Source organism: Streptomyces sp. DSM 110735 (genome assembly GCF_016482685.1).
In the GTDB taxonomy this organism is placed as follows: Bacteria; Actinomycetota; Actinomycetes; order Streptomycetales; family Streptomycetaceae; genus Streptomyces.
The window spans coordinates 164,785-178,486 of record NZ_JACYHF010000003.1 but is presented as its reverse complement, the minus strand read 5'-3'; the positions used below and the strand labels follow the sequence as shown (position 1 = coordinate 178,486).

Annotated in this window: 13 protein-coding genes; 6 read left to right on the top strand and 7 right to left on the bottom strand. The window is 72.4% G+C overall.

The genetic code is table 11. From position 1 onward, the window contains the following. Positions 1-30 precede the first annotated feature (30 nt). Both IF655_RS06215 and IF655_RS06210 read left to right on the top strand, forming a co-directional pair. Complete coding sequence (locus tag IF655_RS06215) at positions 31-3,207, top strand: cytochrome P450 (protein ID WP_199582726.1); 3,177 nt, start codon at positions 31-33, stop codon at positions 3,205-3,207. 134 nt (positions 3,208-3,341) lie between these two features. Continuing rightward, complete coding sequence (locus tag IF655_RS06210) at positions 3,342-4,631, top strand: ROK family transcriptional regulator (RefSeq protein WP_199582717.1); 1,290 nt, start codon at positions 3,342-3,344, stop codon at positions 4,629-4,631. Between the two features lie 225 nt (positions 4,632-4,856). Here the strand turns inward: IF655_RS06210 and IF655_RS06205 are convergent, their stop codons facing one another. Then, positions 4,857-5,897: a PHP domain-containing protein gene (locus tag IF655_RS06205; RefSeq protein ID WP_199582715.1), complete on the bottom strand. Its 1,041-nt coding sequence runs from the start codon at positions 5,895-5,897 to the stop codon at positions 4,857-4,859. A gap of 154 nt (positions 5,898-6,051) precedes the next feature. Here IF655_RS06205 and IF655_RS06200 point away from each other — a divergent pair, with 154 nt between their 5' ends. Next, positions 6,052-6,297 carry a hypothetical protein gene (locus IF655_RS06200; RefSeq protein WP_199582713.1) on the top strand — a complete coding sequence of 82 codons (246 nt, stop codon included), beginning with the start codon at positions 6,052-6,054 and terminating at the stop codon, positions 6,295-6,297. Between the two features lie 12 nt (positions 6,298-6,309). On the opposite strand, the gene IF655_RS06195 is transcribed toward IF655_RS06200, so the two are convergent. From IF655_RS06195 to IF655_RS06185, 3 genes are all read right to left on the bottom strand, one after another. Beyond that, positions 6,310-7,542, bottom strand: coding sequence for a ricin-type beta-trefoil lectin domain protein (locus IF655_RS06195; RefSeq protein WP_199582711.1), 1,233 nt, complete (start codon positions 7,540-7,542; stop codon positions 6,310-6,312). Between the two features lie 125 nt (positions 7,543-7,667). After that, positions 7,668-8,366, bottom strand: a complete 699-nt coding sequence (locus tag IF655_RS06190; protein ID WP_199582709.1) for a VanZ family protein — start codon at positions 8,364-8,366, stop codon at positions 7,668-7,670. An 85-nt stretch (positions 8,367-8,451) separates the two neighbouring features. Further along, positions 8,452-9,081, bottom strand: coding sequence for a DUF4230 domain-containing protein (locus tag IF655_RS06185; protein WP_199583320.1), 630 nt, complete (start codon positions 9,079-9,081; stop codon positions 8,452-8,454). A gap of 213 nt (positions 9,082-9,294) precedes the next feature. Between IF655_RS06185 and IF655_RS06180 the strand changes: the two genes are divergently transcribed. Beyond that, positions 9,295-10,248, top strand: a complete 954-nt coding sequence (locus IF655_RS06180) for a ribose-phosphate pyrophosphokinase (RefSeq protein ID WP_199582707.1) — start codon at positions 9,295-9,297, stop codon at positions 10,246-10,248. Continuing rightward, positions 10,241-10,726, top strand: a complete 486-nt coding sequence (locus IF655_RS06175) for a hypothetical protein (RefSeq protein WP_199582705.1) — start codon at positions 10,241-10,243, stop codon at positions 10,724-10,726. The genes IF655_RS06180 and IF655_RS06175 overlap by 8 nt, the downstream gene beginning before the upstream one ends. Before the next feature lie 8 nt (positions 10,727-10,734). Here the strand turns inward: IF655_RS06175 and IF655_RS06170 are convergent, their stop codons facing one another. Both IF655_RS06170 and IF655_RS06165 read right to left on the bottom strand, forming a co-directional pair. Continuing rightward, on the bottom strand, positions 10,735-11,115 hold the full coding sequence (locus tag IF655_RS06170; RefSeq protein WP_199582703.1) for an anti-sigma factor antagonist: 381 nt from the start codon (positions 11,113-11,115) through the stop codon (positions 10,735-10,737). Positions 11,116-11,287: 172 nt separating this feature from the next. Continuing rightward, positions 11,288-11,587, bottom strand: coding sequence for a DUF4235 domain-containing protein (locus IF655_RS06165; RefSeq protein ID WP_199582701.1), 300 nt, complete (start codon positions 11,585-11,587; stop codon positions 11,288-11,290). A 146-nt stretch (positions 11,588-11,733) separates the two neighbouring features. Between IF655_RS06165 and IF655_RS06160 the strand changes: the two genes are divergently transcribed. After that, positions 11,734-12,720: a cation diffusion facilitator family transporter gene (locus IF655_RS06160; RefSeq protein WP_199582698.1), complete on the top strand. Its 987-nt coding sequence runs from the start codon at positions 11,734-11,736 to the stop codon at positions 12,718-12,720. 458 nt (positions 12,721-13,178) lie between these two features. Here IF655_RS06160 and IF655_RS06155 read toward each other — a convergent pair whose 3' ends face one another. Continuing rightward, positions 13,179-13,628, bottom strand: a complete 450-nt coding sequence (locus tag IF655_RS06155; protein WP_199582695.1) for a nitroreductase family deazaflavin-dependent oxidoreductase — start codon at positions 13,626-13,628, stop codon at positions 13,179-13,181. Positions 13,629-13,702 lie beyond the last annotated feature (74 nt).

Genomic DNA, 13,702 nt, shown 5'->3' with positions numbered 1-13,702 from the left:
TCCCGCCCCGCGAAAGGCAGTTGCCGCGCCATGCCCCCCACCGCACCGCTTCCCGAGCCCGCAGACCAGCCCGGCGTCCCCGTCGTGGACATCAGCGCCACCGGTCCTGGTCGCACCCCGATCCAGCAGGTCATGGGCCTGATGCGCACCCACGGTCCGGCGCTGGTGCGCCGCCTGCACGGGCGGGACGCGCTGTTCGTCGCCGACGCCGACCTCGTCGCCGAGCTGGCCGACGAGGACCGGTTCGCCAAGCACATCGGACCCGCCCTGGAGAACGTGCGCGCCTTCGCCGCCGACGGACTGTTCACCGCCTACAACGACGAGCCGAACTGGGCCAAGGCGCACGACATCCTCATGCCCGCCTTCGCGCTCGGCTCCATGCGCGCCTACCACCCGGTCATGCTCAAGGTCGCCCGCCGCCTGATCGAGTCCTGGGACCGCGCCGCCGGTGCCGGACGCCCGGTGAACGTCCCCGACGACATGACCCGGATGACGCTGGACACCATCGGCCTGGCCGGGTTCGACTACGACTTCGGCTCCTTCGACCGGGACGAGCCGCACCCCTTCGTCGAGGCGATGGTGCGCTGCCTGGAGTGGAGCATGACCCGCCTCGCCCGCGTCCCGGGCGGCGACTACACGGCGGCCGACGCCGCCTTCAAGGCGGACGCCGACTATCTCGCGGGCGTCGTCGACGAGGTGATCGCCGCCCGCACCGGCACCGACCAGAGCGACGCCCAGGACCTCCTCGGTCTCATGCTCACCGCGGAGCACCCCGCCGACGGCACCACCCTGGACACCGCCAACATCCGCAACCAGGTCATCACCTTCCTGATCGCCGGGCACGAGACCACCTCCGGCGCCATGTCCTTCGCCCTCTACTACCTGGCCAAGCACCCCACCGCGCTGCGGCTCGTCCAGCGCGAGGCGGACGCGCTGTGGGGCGACGCCGCCGACCCCGAGCCGACGTACGACGAGGTCGGCCGGCTCACCTACACCCGCCAGGTGCTCAACGAGGCGCTGCGCCTGTGGCCCACCGCCGCCGCCTTCAGCCGCGAGGCGCGCGAGGACACCCTGCTCGGCGGGCGCATCCCGCTGCGCGCCGGGCAGGCCGTCAGCGTGCTCGTCCCGATGCTGCACCGCCAGGACGTGTGGGGCGACAACCCCGAGCTGTTCGACCCCGAGCGGTTCACCGCCGAGGCCGAGGCGGCTCGCCCGGTGCACGCCTTCAAGCCCTTCGGCACCGGTGAACGCGCCTGCATCGGACGGCAGTTCGCGCTGCACGAGGCCACCATGCTGCTCGCCATGCTGGTCCACCGCTACCGGCTGCACGACCACGCCGACTACGCGCTCGACATCAAGGAGACGCTGACCCTCAAGCCCGAGGGCTTCACGCTCGCCCTGACCCCGCGCACCCCCGCCGACCGCGCCCACGCCCCGCTCCCCGGCGCCGCCCCGGCCACCGCCGCCCAGGACAGCGCCACCGACACCCTCCCGGTCCGGGTCCGCCCCGGTACCGCCGCGCTCTTCCTGCACGGCAGCAACTACGGCACCTGCCGCGAGTTCGCCGCCCAGCTCGCGGACGAGGCAGCCGCCGTCGGCTGCGCCACCGAGGTCGCCCCGCTCGACGCCTTCGCCGACGGGCTGCCCACCGACCGCCCGGTGGTGATCACCGCCGCCTCCTACAACGGCCGCCCCACCGACGACGCCACCGCCTTCCACGCCTGGCTCGACGGCGACCACGACCTCACCGGCGTGACCTACGCCGTCCTCGGCGTCGGCGACCGCAACTGGGCCGCCACCTACCAGCACGTCCCCACCAGGATCGACACCCGCCTCGCCGAACTCGGCGCCACCCGGCTCACCGAGCGCGCCGCCGCCGACGCCTCCGGCGACCTCACCGGCACCGTCCGCGACTTCACCGCCGGACTGCGCACCGCGCTGCTCCGGGAGTACGGCGACCCCGACGCCCTCGGCTCCAGCGACGGCGAACCGGAGACCGCCTACGAGGTCCGCGCCCTGACCGGCGGTCCCCTCGACGCCGCCGCCGAGCGCCACGGACTGGTCCCGATGACCGTCACCGAGGCGCACGACCTCACCGCGCCCGGTCACCCGCGCGTCAAGCGGTTCCTGCGCGTCGCCCTCCCCGAGGGCGTCACCTACCGCACCGCCGACCATCTGACCGTGCTCCCCGCGAACGACCCGGACCTCGTGGACCGCGCCGCCCGTGCCCTCGGCGTCGACCCGGAGACGGTCCTCGACATCCGCGCCACCCGCCCGCGCCGCGACGGCCTCGCCGTCGACCGCCCGCTGACGGTACGCGAACTCCTCACCCACCACGTCGAGTTGCAGGAGCGTCCCAACCGCCGCCAGCTCGACCTGCTCGCCGAGGCGAACCCCTGCCCGCCCGAGCGCGCCGCACTCGCCGCCCTGCCCGGCGACGACCCGCGCACCCTGCTGGAGATCACCGAGGACCACCCCGCCCTGCGCGGCGCCCTCGGCTGGCCCCTGCTGCTCGACCTGCTCACCCCGCTGCGCCCGCGCCACTACTCGGTCTCCTCATCCCCTGCGGCCGACCCGCGCCACGCCGACCTCATGGTCTCCGTGCTCGACGCCCCCGCCCGCTCCGGCAACGGCCGCTACCGGGGCACCGGTTCGAACCACCTGGCCGCCCTCAAGCCCGGCGACACGGTGTACGCCCGCGTCCAGCCCTGCCGCGAGGTGTTCCGCGTCGACGACTCGACCCCGGTCGTGATGATCGGCGCCGGAACCGGTCTCGCCCCCTTCCGGGGCACCGTCGCGGACCGCGCCGCCGCCCGCGCCCGGGGCGCCGAACTGCCCACCGCGCTGCTGTACTTCGGCTGCGACGCCCCCGACGCGGACTACCTCCACGCCGAGGAACTGCGCGCCGCCGAGGCAGCCGGAGCCGTCTCGCTGCGCCCCGCCTTCAGCGCCGCCCCCGAGAACGGCGCCCTCTTCGTCCAGCACCGCATCGCCGCCGAGGCGGACGAGGTCTGGGACCTCCTCACCGCAGGAGCCCGGGTGTACGTCTGCGGCGACGGCTCCCGGATGGCTCCCGGCGTACGGGAGGCGTTCCGCACCCTGTACCGGGAGCACGTCCCCGGCACCGACGAGGACGACGCCGTCCGCTGGCTCGACTCGCTGGTGGCGGACGGGCGTTACGTCGAGGACGTGTACGCCGCCGGGTGATCCCGAGCCCCCCGCGCGCCGTGGCTCACCACTCCACGCCTTAGCTCACAGCATGAGATAAGGGCGCCCCGACATCGTGCCCGGCCTGCCAGGAGAGGTATGTTGCAGGTCGGGCACGGTTCGGAAGGGGCCACATGGCGGGGCGGAACGGGCGCACGGTACGCGATCTGAGGCGGGGCAACCGCACGGCCGTGCTCCAACGGCTGTACTTCGACGGCCCGTTGAGCCGCTTCGAACTCGGTCCGGCCACCGGACTCAGCTCCGGCTCGGTGAGCAACGTGGTCGCGGACCTCGTCACGGACGGTCTGGTCGAGGAGGCGGGCAGCGTCGACTCCGACGGCGGCCGACCGCGCACCCTGCTCCGCGTCGCCCCGCACAGCGGACAGATGATCGGCGTCGACGTGGGCGAGACCCGCGTCCGTGTCGAGCTGTTCGACCTCGCCCTCACCGAACTCGCCCGCGTGGAACACCCGTTGGCACCGCAGAGCTACGACGTCGACGTGATCGTCGGCCACATCCGCGACGGCATCGCCGAGGTCCTCGCCTCCGAGGCGGCCGTACCCGCACGGCTGCTCGGCGTCGGGGTCGGCGTCCCCGGCATCATCGAGCACACCGCCGACCAGGGCGCCGTGGTGCACGGGCAGACCATCGGCTGGGACGGTGTCCCGCTGGAGCGGCTGCTCCGGGCGACCTCTCAACTCCCGGACGACGTGCCGTACTTCATCGACAACGGCGCCAAGACGCTCGGCCAGGCCGAGATGTGGTTCGGTGCGGGACGCGGCGCCCGCAACGCCCTGGTCGTCCTCTTCGGCTCCGGTGTCGGCGCCTGTCTGGTCGCCCCCGACGTGGAGCAGGGGCGGGCGGTGGAGTGGGGGCATCTGACCGTACGGGTGCGCGGGCGCCGGTGCCGGTGCGGGGCGCCGGGGTGTCTGGAGGCGTACGCGGGCGCGGAGTCGCTGCTGGCCCGCTGGCGCGAGGAGGGCGGGCGCCCGCCGGAGGGCACCGACGAGGAGACCGCGCTCACCGCGATGCTCGCCGCCGCCTACCCGGCCGACGGCGCCGAGCCCGACCCGGTGGCCCTCGCGGTCCTTGAGGAGACCGCCGAGTACCTGGGCGCCGGGCTCTCCGATCTGATCAACCTCTTCCAGCCCGAGCGCATCCTGATCGGCGGCTGGGCAGGGCTCCAGCTCGGCACCCGCTTCCTGCCCGCCGTACGCCGCCACGCCGCCACCTACGCGCTGCGCCACCCCGCCGACCGGGTGACCATCGAGCTGGGCCGCCTCGGTCCGGACGCGGTGACCGTGGGCGCGGCGATCCTGCCGCTGGCCGACTTCTTCGCCCGCGGCGGTCGCCGCGCGGAACCCGCCCCCGGCGACCGGCTGCCCGCCTGGCAGACGGCACTGGAGGAGCGGGCGCCGCGCTGAGCGCGGCGAAAGACTGTGAACCGGGGCAAAGCGCCGGGAAATCCTGCAAAAGATGCCGTAAAAGCCTGAAAAAGAAGGGCCCCGGCCGTGACGGGGGGACGCACGGCCGGGGCGGGTGGGCGCTGCGGCCGGTCGGTCGACCGCGTCCCACACCCTCTACAACGGTCCGCGCCGCCCGGTCGTTCCTGCCGGGACGGTGACCCCCGTCACGTCTGAATCCCCTGGTCAGCGCGGTGCCGCCCGCTCGGGGACCCGGCGCTCGCGGGTCCAGCCGAGCAGTTCGTCGGCCGTCCAGGTGGTCACCACCCGCTCCGGCGGCACTTCGCACTCCTCGGCGCGGGCGCAGCCCAGGATCTGCCAGTCGAGCTGGCCGGGCGCGTGGGCGTCGGTGTCGACGGAGAACAGGGTGCCCGCCGCCACCGCCTCCCGCAGCAGCCGCCTGGGCGGGTCGAGGCGTTCGGGGCGGCTGTTGATCTCCACGGCGGTGCCCGACTCGGCGCAGGCGGCGAACACCTCGGCGGCGTCGAACGTGGACTCGGGGCGCTTCTTCCCGGCGAGCAGCCGCCCTGTGCAGTGGCCGAGGACGTCGGCGTGCGGGTTCCGCACCGCCTTCACCATGCGCCGGGTCATCGCGCGGGCGTCCATCCGCAGCTTGGAGTGGACCGAGACGACCACCACGTCCAGGCGGTCGAGCAGCTCGGGCTCCTGGTCCAGCGAGCCGTCGTCCAGGATGTCGCACTCGATGCCGGTGAGCAGCCGGAACGGCGCCCAGCGGGCGTTCAGCCCCTCGATCACGTCCAACTGTTCGCGCAGCCGCTCGGGGGACAGCCCGCGGGCCACGGTGAGCCGGGGGGAGTGGTCGGTCAGCGCGGTCCACTCGTGGCCGAGCGCGGCCGCCGCCAGACCCATCTCCTCGATCGTGCTGCCGCCGTCCGACCAGTCGGAGTGGGTGTGGCAGTCGCCGCGCAGCAACTCCCGCAGTCCCTCGCCCGCGCCGTCGGTGAGCGGTGCCCCCGCCTCCTCCTCCAGCGCGCTCAGATAACCGGGCACCTCACCGGCCAGCGCCTCGCGCACCACCTGGGCGGTCTTCGGGCCGATCCCCTTGAGCGACTCCAGCGACCCGGCCGACACCCGCCCGGCGACCTCCTCCTCGGGCAGCGCAGAGAGGACCCGGGAGGCGGTGCGGAACGCCTTCACCCGGTAGGTGGGCGCCAGCGAGCGCTCCAGCAGGAAGGCGATCCGGTCCAGGGCCGCGACGGGATCCATGCGTCACCTCCGGCGTGACCTCTGGCTTGCGGGCACCCCGCCCGTACGGGGACCTCCAGCGTTCCCCAGCCCCGCCCCCGGCGCACGGCGGGCGCCGCCGGTACGGCTCACCTGGACGAGTCGTCCCGGTCCGTGGCGTTCTAGGCTCTAGAACATGACCGAACAATCAGCTCCGTACATGTCGAAGCCGCGGGTCCTGGTGCTCGGGGTGTGCCCCGGCAAGCCGGGGCAGCCGCCCTTCCGGATCATGGAGATCGACGGTGAGGTGATCGGCGAGGTCACGTCCATCACCGAGGTGCTGGAGGTCGCCGCCGCCCGGGGGATCGTCATCCACGACCTGGACGATCCGGATGTGATCCGCTGGGTCGGCGGCGACAAGTTCACCTGGAGGCTGCGCTGAGCCCCGGCCGGCTCAGCCGACCGTCCACTTCTGGTTGGCGCCTCCGCCGCAGGTCCAGATCTGCAGCCGGGTGCCGTTGGCAGAGTTGTTGTCGGTCACGTCCAGACACTTGTTGGCCTGCGGATTGACGATGTCGTTGGCCGACGACACCACCCACTTCTGGTTGGCGCCGCCCGTGCAGTCCCAGAGCTGGACCTTCGAGCCGTCCGCGGTGCCGTTGCTCACGACGTCCAGGCACTTGCCGAGCGCCCGGATCGTGCCGTCCGAGCCGACCGTCCACTGCTGCGCGGCGGTGCCGTTGCAGTCGTAGAGCTGGACCGGGGTGCCGTTCGCGGAGTTCGCGGCGGCCACGTCCACGCACTTGCCCGCAAGACCCCGGATGGCCTTGCCCGCGGCGCCGTCGGCGGTCGTCACCGACACCGAGTCCACCACGAGCTGCGCCGGGAACTGCGTCGAGCCGTCGGGGTCGCCCGGCCAGTAGCCGCCGACCGCGAGGTTCAGGATCAGGAAGAACGGCTTGTTGAACACCCAGGTCTTGCCGCCCAGGTCGGCCGGGGTGCGCCGCTGGTAGACGTTGCCGTCCACGGACCAGGTGATCGAGTCGGGCGCCCAGTCGACCGCGAAGGTGTGGAAGGCGTCCGCGAATGCCTGGCCGTTCGGCAGCGAGTAGCCCGCGCCGATGCCGCCCGAGCCGGAGTAGCCGGGGCCGTGGATCGTGCCGTGCACCGTGGAGGGCTCGAAGCCGACGTTCTCCATCACGTCGATCTCACCGGAGTCCGGCCAGTTCACCGGGGTGCCGAGCATCCAGAACGCGGGCCACATGCCCTGCCCGCGCGGGATCTTCATCCGCGCCTCGACATGGCCGTACTGCGCGTTGAACTTGCCCGAGGTGTTCAGCCGGGCCGAGGTGTACTGGCAGGTGCCGTACCAGCACTGGTAGCCCGCCGGGTTCTCCTTCTTGGCGGTGATCACCAGATGGCCCTGGCCGTCCAGGGCCGCGTTGTTGGTGCCCGAGGTGTAGTACTGCCGTTCGTGGTTGTTGACGTTGTCACCGGTCTCCTGCGTCCACTTCGAGGAGTTGACCGCGGAGCCCGCGGGTCCGTCGAAGGTGTCGGAGAACGTGGTGACGGCCGCCGCGGTGGGCGCCGCCGTACTGGCGTGCGCGGGGGCGACGGCCGCCGTGCCGATCAGCGCGGCCGAGAGGGCCGCGAACAGGCATCTGCGGAGCAGGCGTGGGGTGGCCATGACTCTCCGTTTCACGTGGGGGGTCTCCTGCACCTCGATTCAAGGAGTGAACTGATGACACGTCAATACTTTGGTACGGACCAGAAATCGGAGGAGCCGGGAAGCGTGTGCGGGGGAGTCCGGCGTCAGGCGTCGGCGGGCTCGCGCACCCGCCGCGCGTGCACCGCACGACCGAGCCTGCGACCGAGCAGCGCCCAACCCAGCAGCGATCCGGTCGTGTTGAGGATGACGTCGTCGATGTCGAAGGCACGCCCGGTGATCAGCGCGCCCTGCGTCAGCTCGACCATCAGCATCACCAGCGCCGTGAGCGCGAGGACCTGGACGACACCCCGGGCACGCGGGGCGAGCACCGGCACCAGCACGCCGAACGGCACGCCGAGCAGGATGTTCCCGCCGAGCTGCCGGATCACGTCGCGTACGGAGGCGTAGTCGAGGTACGCCCGCAGGGAGCGCCCGGGGTGCAGATTGCTGTGGGTCAGCGCTACCGAGGCGGGGGACGGCTCCAGGGTGACCCGGGCGAGGAGGATGGCGAACGCCACCATGAAGACGAAGGCCAGCAGCATGATCGGTAGCCGCAGGGGGAGCGGCAGCGGCCTGGGACCCGGGGGCGGCGCCGCCTTCTCGGGGGCGCCGGTCCGGCGGACCTTGGCGAGCAGTCCCGTCCGGCGGGTCCCGGCGGCAGGAGTGCCGGACTTCGCGGGAGCGCTTGCCCTGCCGGACTTCGCGGGAGCGCTCGCCCGGCCGGCCTTCGCCTTCCGTTCCGGCCGCTCACCTCGCTTCTGCAGGCGCAGCGCGGCGGGCAGGCGGGGGGCGGTACGGGCCATGCGGTCCTCCAGGCGGGGATGCGGGGGTTGCGTTCAGGGGCTGTACGGGTGCGGGTGCGTGGGTGCTCGCGTGCGGGGGTTGTGTTCAGGAGCCGTAGGTGACGCGTACCTTCTCGAAGCCGAGGGAGCGCAGCAGACCCTGGAGCATGTCGGTGGTGTTGGTCTCGGCGCGCGCGGTCAGTTCGCTGTCCTTCGCCGCCTCACCGATGTGCTTCACAGCGAGTTTCTGCACCGCCTGCTCGCCGTTGGGGTTGTCCGAGAAGAAGTCGCCGAGCCGGTCGAGCAGTCCGCGCTGCTTGGAGACGGCGTAGGAGCGGTCCGGGTCCAGGGCGGGCTTGCCGAGCTGGGCGTGCGGCAGGTGGAGGGTGGCCGAGGTGCGGTCCTTGTTCACGCTCACGTCGTCCTTGCCGAGCCGCCCGAGGTCCACATAGGAGTCCACGGTGCCCGCGCCGACGTACAGCGTGCGGGTGCCCCGGAGCGCGTCGGGGAGGAACTTGGCGTCCTTCTCCAGGTCCACCACCACCTGGAAGTTGCCGGAGGCGGCGTCGTAACGGCTCATGTCCTGGATGGACTTCAGGAGCGCCGGGCCCGAACGGTCGTGCGTGTCGGTGCCGAACAGGTCCTTGATGCCCGGGAGTACGGCCAGCCGTATCCCCGCCACCAGCAGCACCAGTACGACGACGATCGCGGTCACCACTTTGGCCCACAGCGGCATGCGCCGGGGCAGGTCTCTGACGGAACTGGTCCTGACGGAACTGGTCTTGTCCACGGGTCCTCCTTCCCCCGAACGGATGCCCGTCAAATCCCTTCACAGACCGGTGAGTTGACCAGACGGCCAGGAGGGCGTACTCCGCGTCGGCGCGGGAGGGGGCCGGGGCGCCGCTAGCATGTGCGGCGCAGCCCGTACGGATCATGCGAGGAGCGGATCGTGCGAGACATCGCCGTCTTCAGTGGCAGTGCCCACCCCCGGCTGGCCGAGGAGGTCTGCGCGCATCTCGGGGTGCCGCTCAGCCCGACCCGGGTGAGCCGCTTCGCCAACGACTGTCTGGAGGTGCAGCTCCAGGCCAACTGCCGGGAACGGGACGTGTTCCTGATCCAGCCGCTGGTCAAGCCGGTGCAGGAGCATCTGGTCGAGCTGCTGCTGATGTGCGACGCGGCGCGGGGTGCCTCGGCGGCGCGGATCACCGTCGTGATGCCGCACTACTCCTACGCCCGCTCCGACAAGAAGGACGCGCCCCGCATCTCGCTCGGTGGCCGTCTCGTCGCGGACCTGCTGGTGGCGGCGGGGGCGAGCCGGGTACTGGCGATGACCCTGCACGCCCCGCAGGTGCACGGCTTCTTCTCCGTCCCGGTGGACCATCTGCACGCGCTGCGCGAACTGGCCGCCCACTTCTCGCGGTACGACCTCTCGCGGACCACCGTCGTCTCCCCGGACCTCGGCAACGCCAAGGAGGCGGCGGCGTTCGCGCGGATGATCGGGGCGCAGGTGGCGGCGGGCGCCAAACAGCGGTTCGCGGACGACCGGGTGAGCATCAGCTCCGTCATCGGCGAGGTCGCCGGGCGCGACGTCATCGTCCTGGACGACGAGATCGCCAAGGGCAGCACGGTGCTCGAACTCCTCGGAAAACTGCGGGAGTCGGGGGCGCGTTCGATCCGGGTCGCCTGCACGCACGGGCTGTTCGCCGCCGGTGCGCTGAAGCGGCTCAGCGAGCAGCCGGACGTCCTGGAGATCGTCTGCACCAACACCGTCCCGGTCCCCCTCGACGACCACCCCGCCAAACTCCACGTCCTCTCCATCGCCCCGGCCCTGGCCGAAGCCGTCCGCCGCATCCACAACGGCGAATCGGTGAGCGCGCTGTTCGAGGAACCGAAGAGTGGGTGAGCGGGGCATGCTGCGCGTCCTCGGTGTGCTGGTGCTGCTCGTGGCGGCGACGGGATGTGCGCGGGGGGAGGCGTGCGCGGGCTGGGGCACGGTGGCGGGCGTCGGCGTCATGTTCCGCCAGGCGGGGCACGGGGATCTCACCGGGGCCGTGGCGGAGCTGTGCGCGCGGGGCGAGTGCGTGCGGTCGCGGCTGCGGGAGGAGGAGATCACCCGGGTGAACCTCCGGCTGCCGGAGGACGTGGACCCGGACGCCGGTCCCGTCCGGCTGCGGGTCACTGCGGCGGGCGCCGCCCGGCCCGTCATCGACGCCTCCGCCACGGTGCCGCTCACCCTGCGGAGCGACGGCTGCGGCGGCGGGTCGTACCACCGGGGGCTCGCGCTCACCGGCGACGGGGTTCTGACCACGAAGATCCCGAGGTCCCTGGCGGAGGACTGGGCCGCCCAGGTCCGCGGGCGGGCGACCGCGCCCTCGCGGTGACTCCCCGCTCAGCGGGGCTCCGGGTCGCCGTTCGACTCGTTGATCACCGACTCCAGGGTGGGGTGCGGGGGCAGGAGGCGGGTCAGACCGGTGACGCGGAAGACGCGGAGGGTCAGGGGGTGGGTGCAGATTACGTGGAGACGGCCGCCGCGTTCCAGCAGGCGGCCGCGGGCACGGTGGACCAGGCGGAGCCCGGAGCAGTCGAAGAACTCCACGGGGCGCAGGTCGAGGACGAGCCGGACGCCGGGGCGGCCGGTGAGACGGTCGAGCAGCGGGGCGATCTCGGCAGCCGTGGCGATGTCGATCTCGCCGCGTAACTCCAGAACCGTGTGACCCCGGTCCTCGTGCACACGCAGATGCCGCGTGGGCGGGGTGGGGTCCTGTCGCACGACGACATCACCTCCCACCCGCGCCCGTGACGCACTCCGCGCCCGCCTACTCGCCTTCGACAGTAGGAATTTGAGCATGTTCGATTGACATATGTCTTCAGCTTTGACGCATGTCGTTCGAACATGATCGAGCTGTGCATACGTAAGCGATTGCGTGGCTTGATCGTGTCGCTCAGTGCTGTTTCGCCGGGCGCGGCTGCGGCCAGCTTCCCGTCGAGCGGGCGACCGCCTTCGCCCGGGTACGGTCCACCACGCTGCGCGCCACCGCGAAGATCGCGCCCTGCACCGCCGCCGCGAGCAGGATCTCGCCCCAGCCGCGCTCCGGGTCGAGCGGGTCGGGCGCGTGCTCCTCGTGCCGGACGACCGTCCACACCTTGCGGAACGCCAGCCCCGCCAGCGCGCCGCCCGCCCAGCTCAGCAGGAAGCCGACGGGCTGGTAGTGGAGGGGAAGCCTGGTCCTGTTCTTCGCCATGCCGTACTCCTTCCTCGCGGCACGGCGCTCTTGTCGGCCAAGCGGGACGCGCCACCCGTTCGCCCCTCCCGCCGACTTCTCCCACTTCCGGCACTCCGCCCGTTCGGCGCCGTATGAACCGCCCGGCGCGGGGCATTCGGTGACGGATGAGCGGGACATCCTCGAAGCGGAACAAGCAGGCAAAGGCCGACCGGCACACCCGGCTCACCGTGCTGGTGGCACTCGCCGCCAACCTGGTGATCGCGGTGGCCAAGGCGGTCGGCGGAGTACTCGCCGGCTCGCCCGCGCTCCTCTCGGAGGCGGCCCACTCGGTCGCCGACAGCCTGAACGAAGTCTTCCTGCTGGCCGCGCTGCGCCGCAGCCGCCGTCCGGCCGATCCGCGTCACCCCTTCGGGTACGGCAAGGAACGGTACTTCTGGTCCCTGCTCGCGGCCGTCGGGATCTTCGTGATGGGCGGCTGCTTCTCCTTCTTCCAGGGCGTCGAGGCGCTGCGCTCGGGCGCGGAGGAGAAGTTCAGCGGATACGTCGCGGGACTGATCGTGCTCGGCGTCGCCTTCGTCGCGGAGGGACTCTCCCTGCTCCGCGCGGTGTACCAGGCCCGCCGCAAGGGCGGCGGCTCCGCCGATCTGAGCGACCCCGCCCTGCGCACGGTGATCGCCGAGGACGGCACGGCGGTGCTCGGTGTCACCCTCGCCGCCGTCGGCATGGCGCTGCACATGGTGACCGGGCAGGTCGTCTGGGAAGCCGCCGCTTCCATGGTGATCGGCGCGCTGCTCGTCTACATCGCCTACCGCCTCGGTCGCGAGGCGCGCGACCAGCTCATCGGCGAGGCAGCCGACCCCGAACTGACCGCCCGCATCCGCGCGCTGCTGTGCGCGCAGCCGGAGATCGACAGCGTCGAGGCGCTGTTCACGATGAAGACCGGCATCGACTCCACGATGGTGGCCGCGCGGGTGGACCTCGTGCCGGGGCTGGACAGCGAGCGGGTCGAGGAGGTCGCCGTACGGATCAAGCGGTCCGTCGCGCAGATCTTCCCCGACACCGACCGGATCTTCCTCGACGTCACCGACCGCGACGGAGCCACCGGAACACGGGAGAGCCCCGCCGCGACGGGGGAACGCGGCGGGGCCTGACCGGCGAGTGCCCGTCCCGGAACCGGTTCATGCGCCCCGCCCCAAAAAAACCGGTCCCGCTCCCGCGCGGGGCTCGCGAGTTCGCCCCCGGCCCTCACGGCCCCGGCCCACAGGACCGCTCCGGGCCGGGCCCGCACCAGCTTCCCGGCCAGGGGCCGCCGTGCGGACCGAGCCCGCACCGACTCGCGGCGTGGCCCGCACCGGCTTCGCGGGCTATCCCGCACCGGCCTCGGGGGCTCGGCCTGCACCCGCCTCCCGGACCGTACCCGGCCGGGCGGATCGGGCACCGACCTCGGAGTCTGACCCGCGCCGGCTTCATGGTCTGGCGCACACCGACCAACGGGCCTGGCCCGCACCAACCTCCGGGGCCGTCCCATACCGCCGCGCGGACCGAGCCCCCTCAGCCTCGCGACTCGGCCCGCGCCCCGTACCCCTCGAAAAAAAGAGAGCGCGCCCGCTCAGCGGGCGTCCACCGGCTCCAGTACGAACACCGGGATCTCCCGGTCCGTCTTCTCCTGGTACTCGGCGTACGGCGGGAAGGCGGCGACCGCGCGGTCCCACCATTCGGCCTTTTCCGCGCCGGTCACCTCGCGGGCGCGCATGTCCTGCTTGACCGGGCCGTCCTGGAGTTCGACCGCCGGGTCGGACTTGACGTTGAAGTACCAGACGGGGTGTTTGGGCGCGCCGCCGACGGAGGCGACCGCGGCGTACTTGCCGTCGTGCTCCACCCGCATCAGCGGCGTCTTGCGGATCTTGCCGCTGCGCGCGCCCCGCGTGGTCAGGACGATCACCGGAAGCCCGGTGTCCCGCAGCGTCGTCCCCTTGGTCCCGCCGGACCCCTCGTACAGCTCGACCTGGTCGCGCACCCACTGGGTCGGGCTGGGCTCGTACTCGCCCTCAAGCGGCATTGCCTCGTCCTCTTTCTCGGTCAGACGGCGTATTGCTCGGACGGCTTGCTCCTGCGACCTGCCGTAACACCGGC

Bases quoted from the DNA above. Each gene is read 5' to 3' on its own strand.
- IF655_RS06205 (WP_199582715.1), bottom strand. From the start codon at position 5,897: ATGGATCCCGTCGCGGCCCTGGACCGGATCGCCTTCCTGCTGGAGCGC.
- IF655_RS06165 (WP_199582701.1), bottom strand. From the start codon at position 11,587: ATGGCGAAGAACAGGACCAGGCTTCCCCTCCACTACCAGCCCGTCGGC.
- IF655_RS06185 (WP_199583320.1), bottom strand. From the start codon at position 9,081: ATGCCGCTGTGGGCCAAAGTGGTGACCGCGATCGTCGTCGTACTGGTG.
- IF655_RS06200 (WP_199582713.1), top strand. From the start codon at position 6,052: ATGACCGAACAATCAGCTCCGTACATGTCGAAGCCGCGGGTCCTGGTG.
- IF655_RS06210 (WP_199582717.1), top strand. From the start codon at position 3,342: ATGGCGGGGCGGAACGGGCGCACGGTACGCGATCTGAGGCGGGGCAAC.
- IF655_RS06155 (WP_199582695.1), bottom strand. From the start codon at position 13,628: ATGCCGCTTGAGGGCGAGTACGAGCCCAGCCCGACCCAGTGGGTGCGC.
- IF655_RS06215 (WP_199582726.1), top strand. From the start codon at position 31: ATGCCCCCCACCGCACCGCTTCCCGAGCCCGCAGACCAGCCCGGCGTC.
- IF655_RS06195 (WP_199582711.1), bottom strand. From the start codon at position 7,542: ATGGCCACCCCACGCCTGCTCCGCAGATGCCTGTTCGCGGCCCTCTCG.
- IF655_RS06160 (WP_199582698.1), top strand. From the start codon at position 11,734: ATGAGCGGGACATCCTCGAAGCGGAACAAGCAGGCAAAGGCCGACCGG.
- IF655_RS06190 (WP_199582709.1), bottom strand. From the start codon at position 8,366: ATGGCCCGTACCGCCCCCCGCCTGCCCGCCGCGCTGCGCCTGCAGAAG.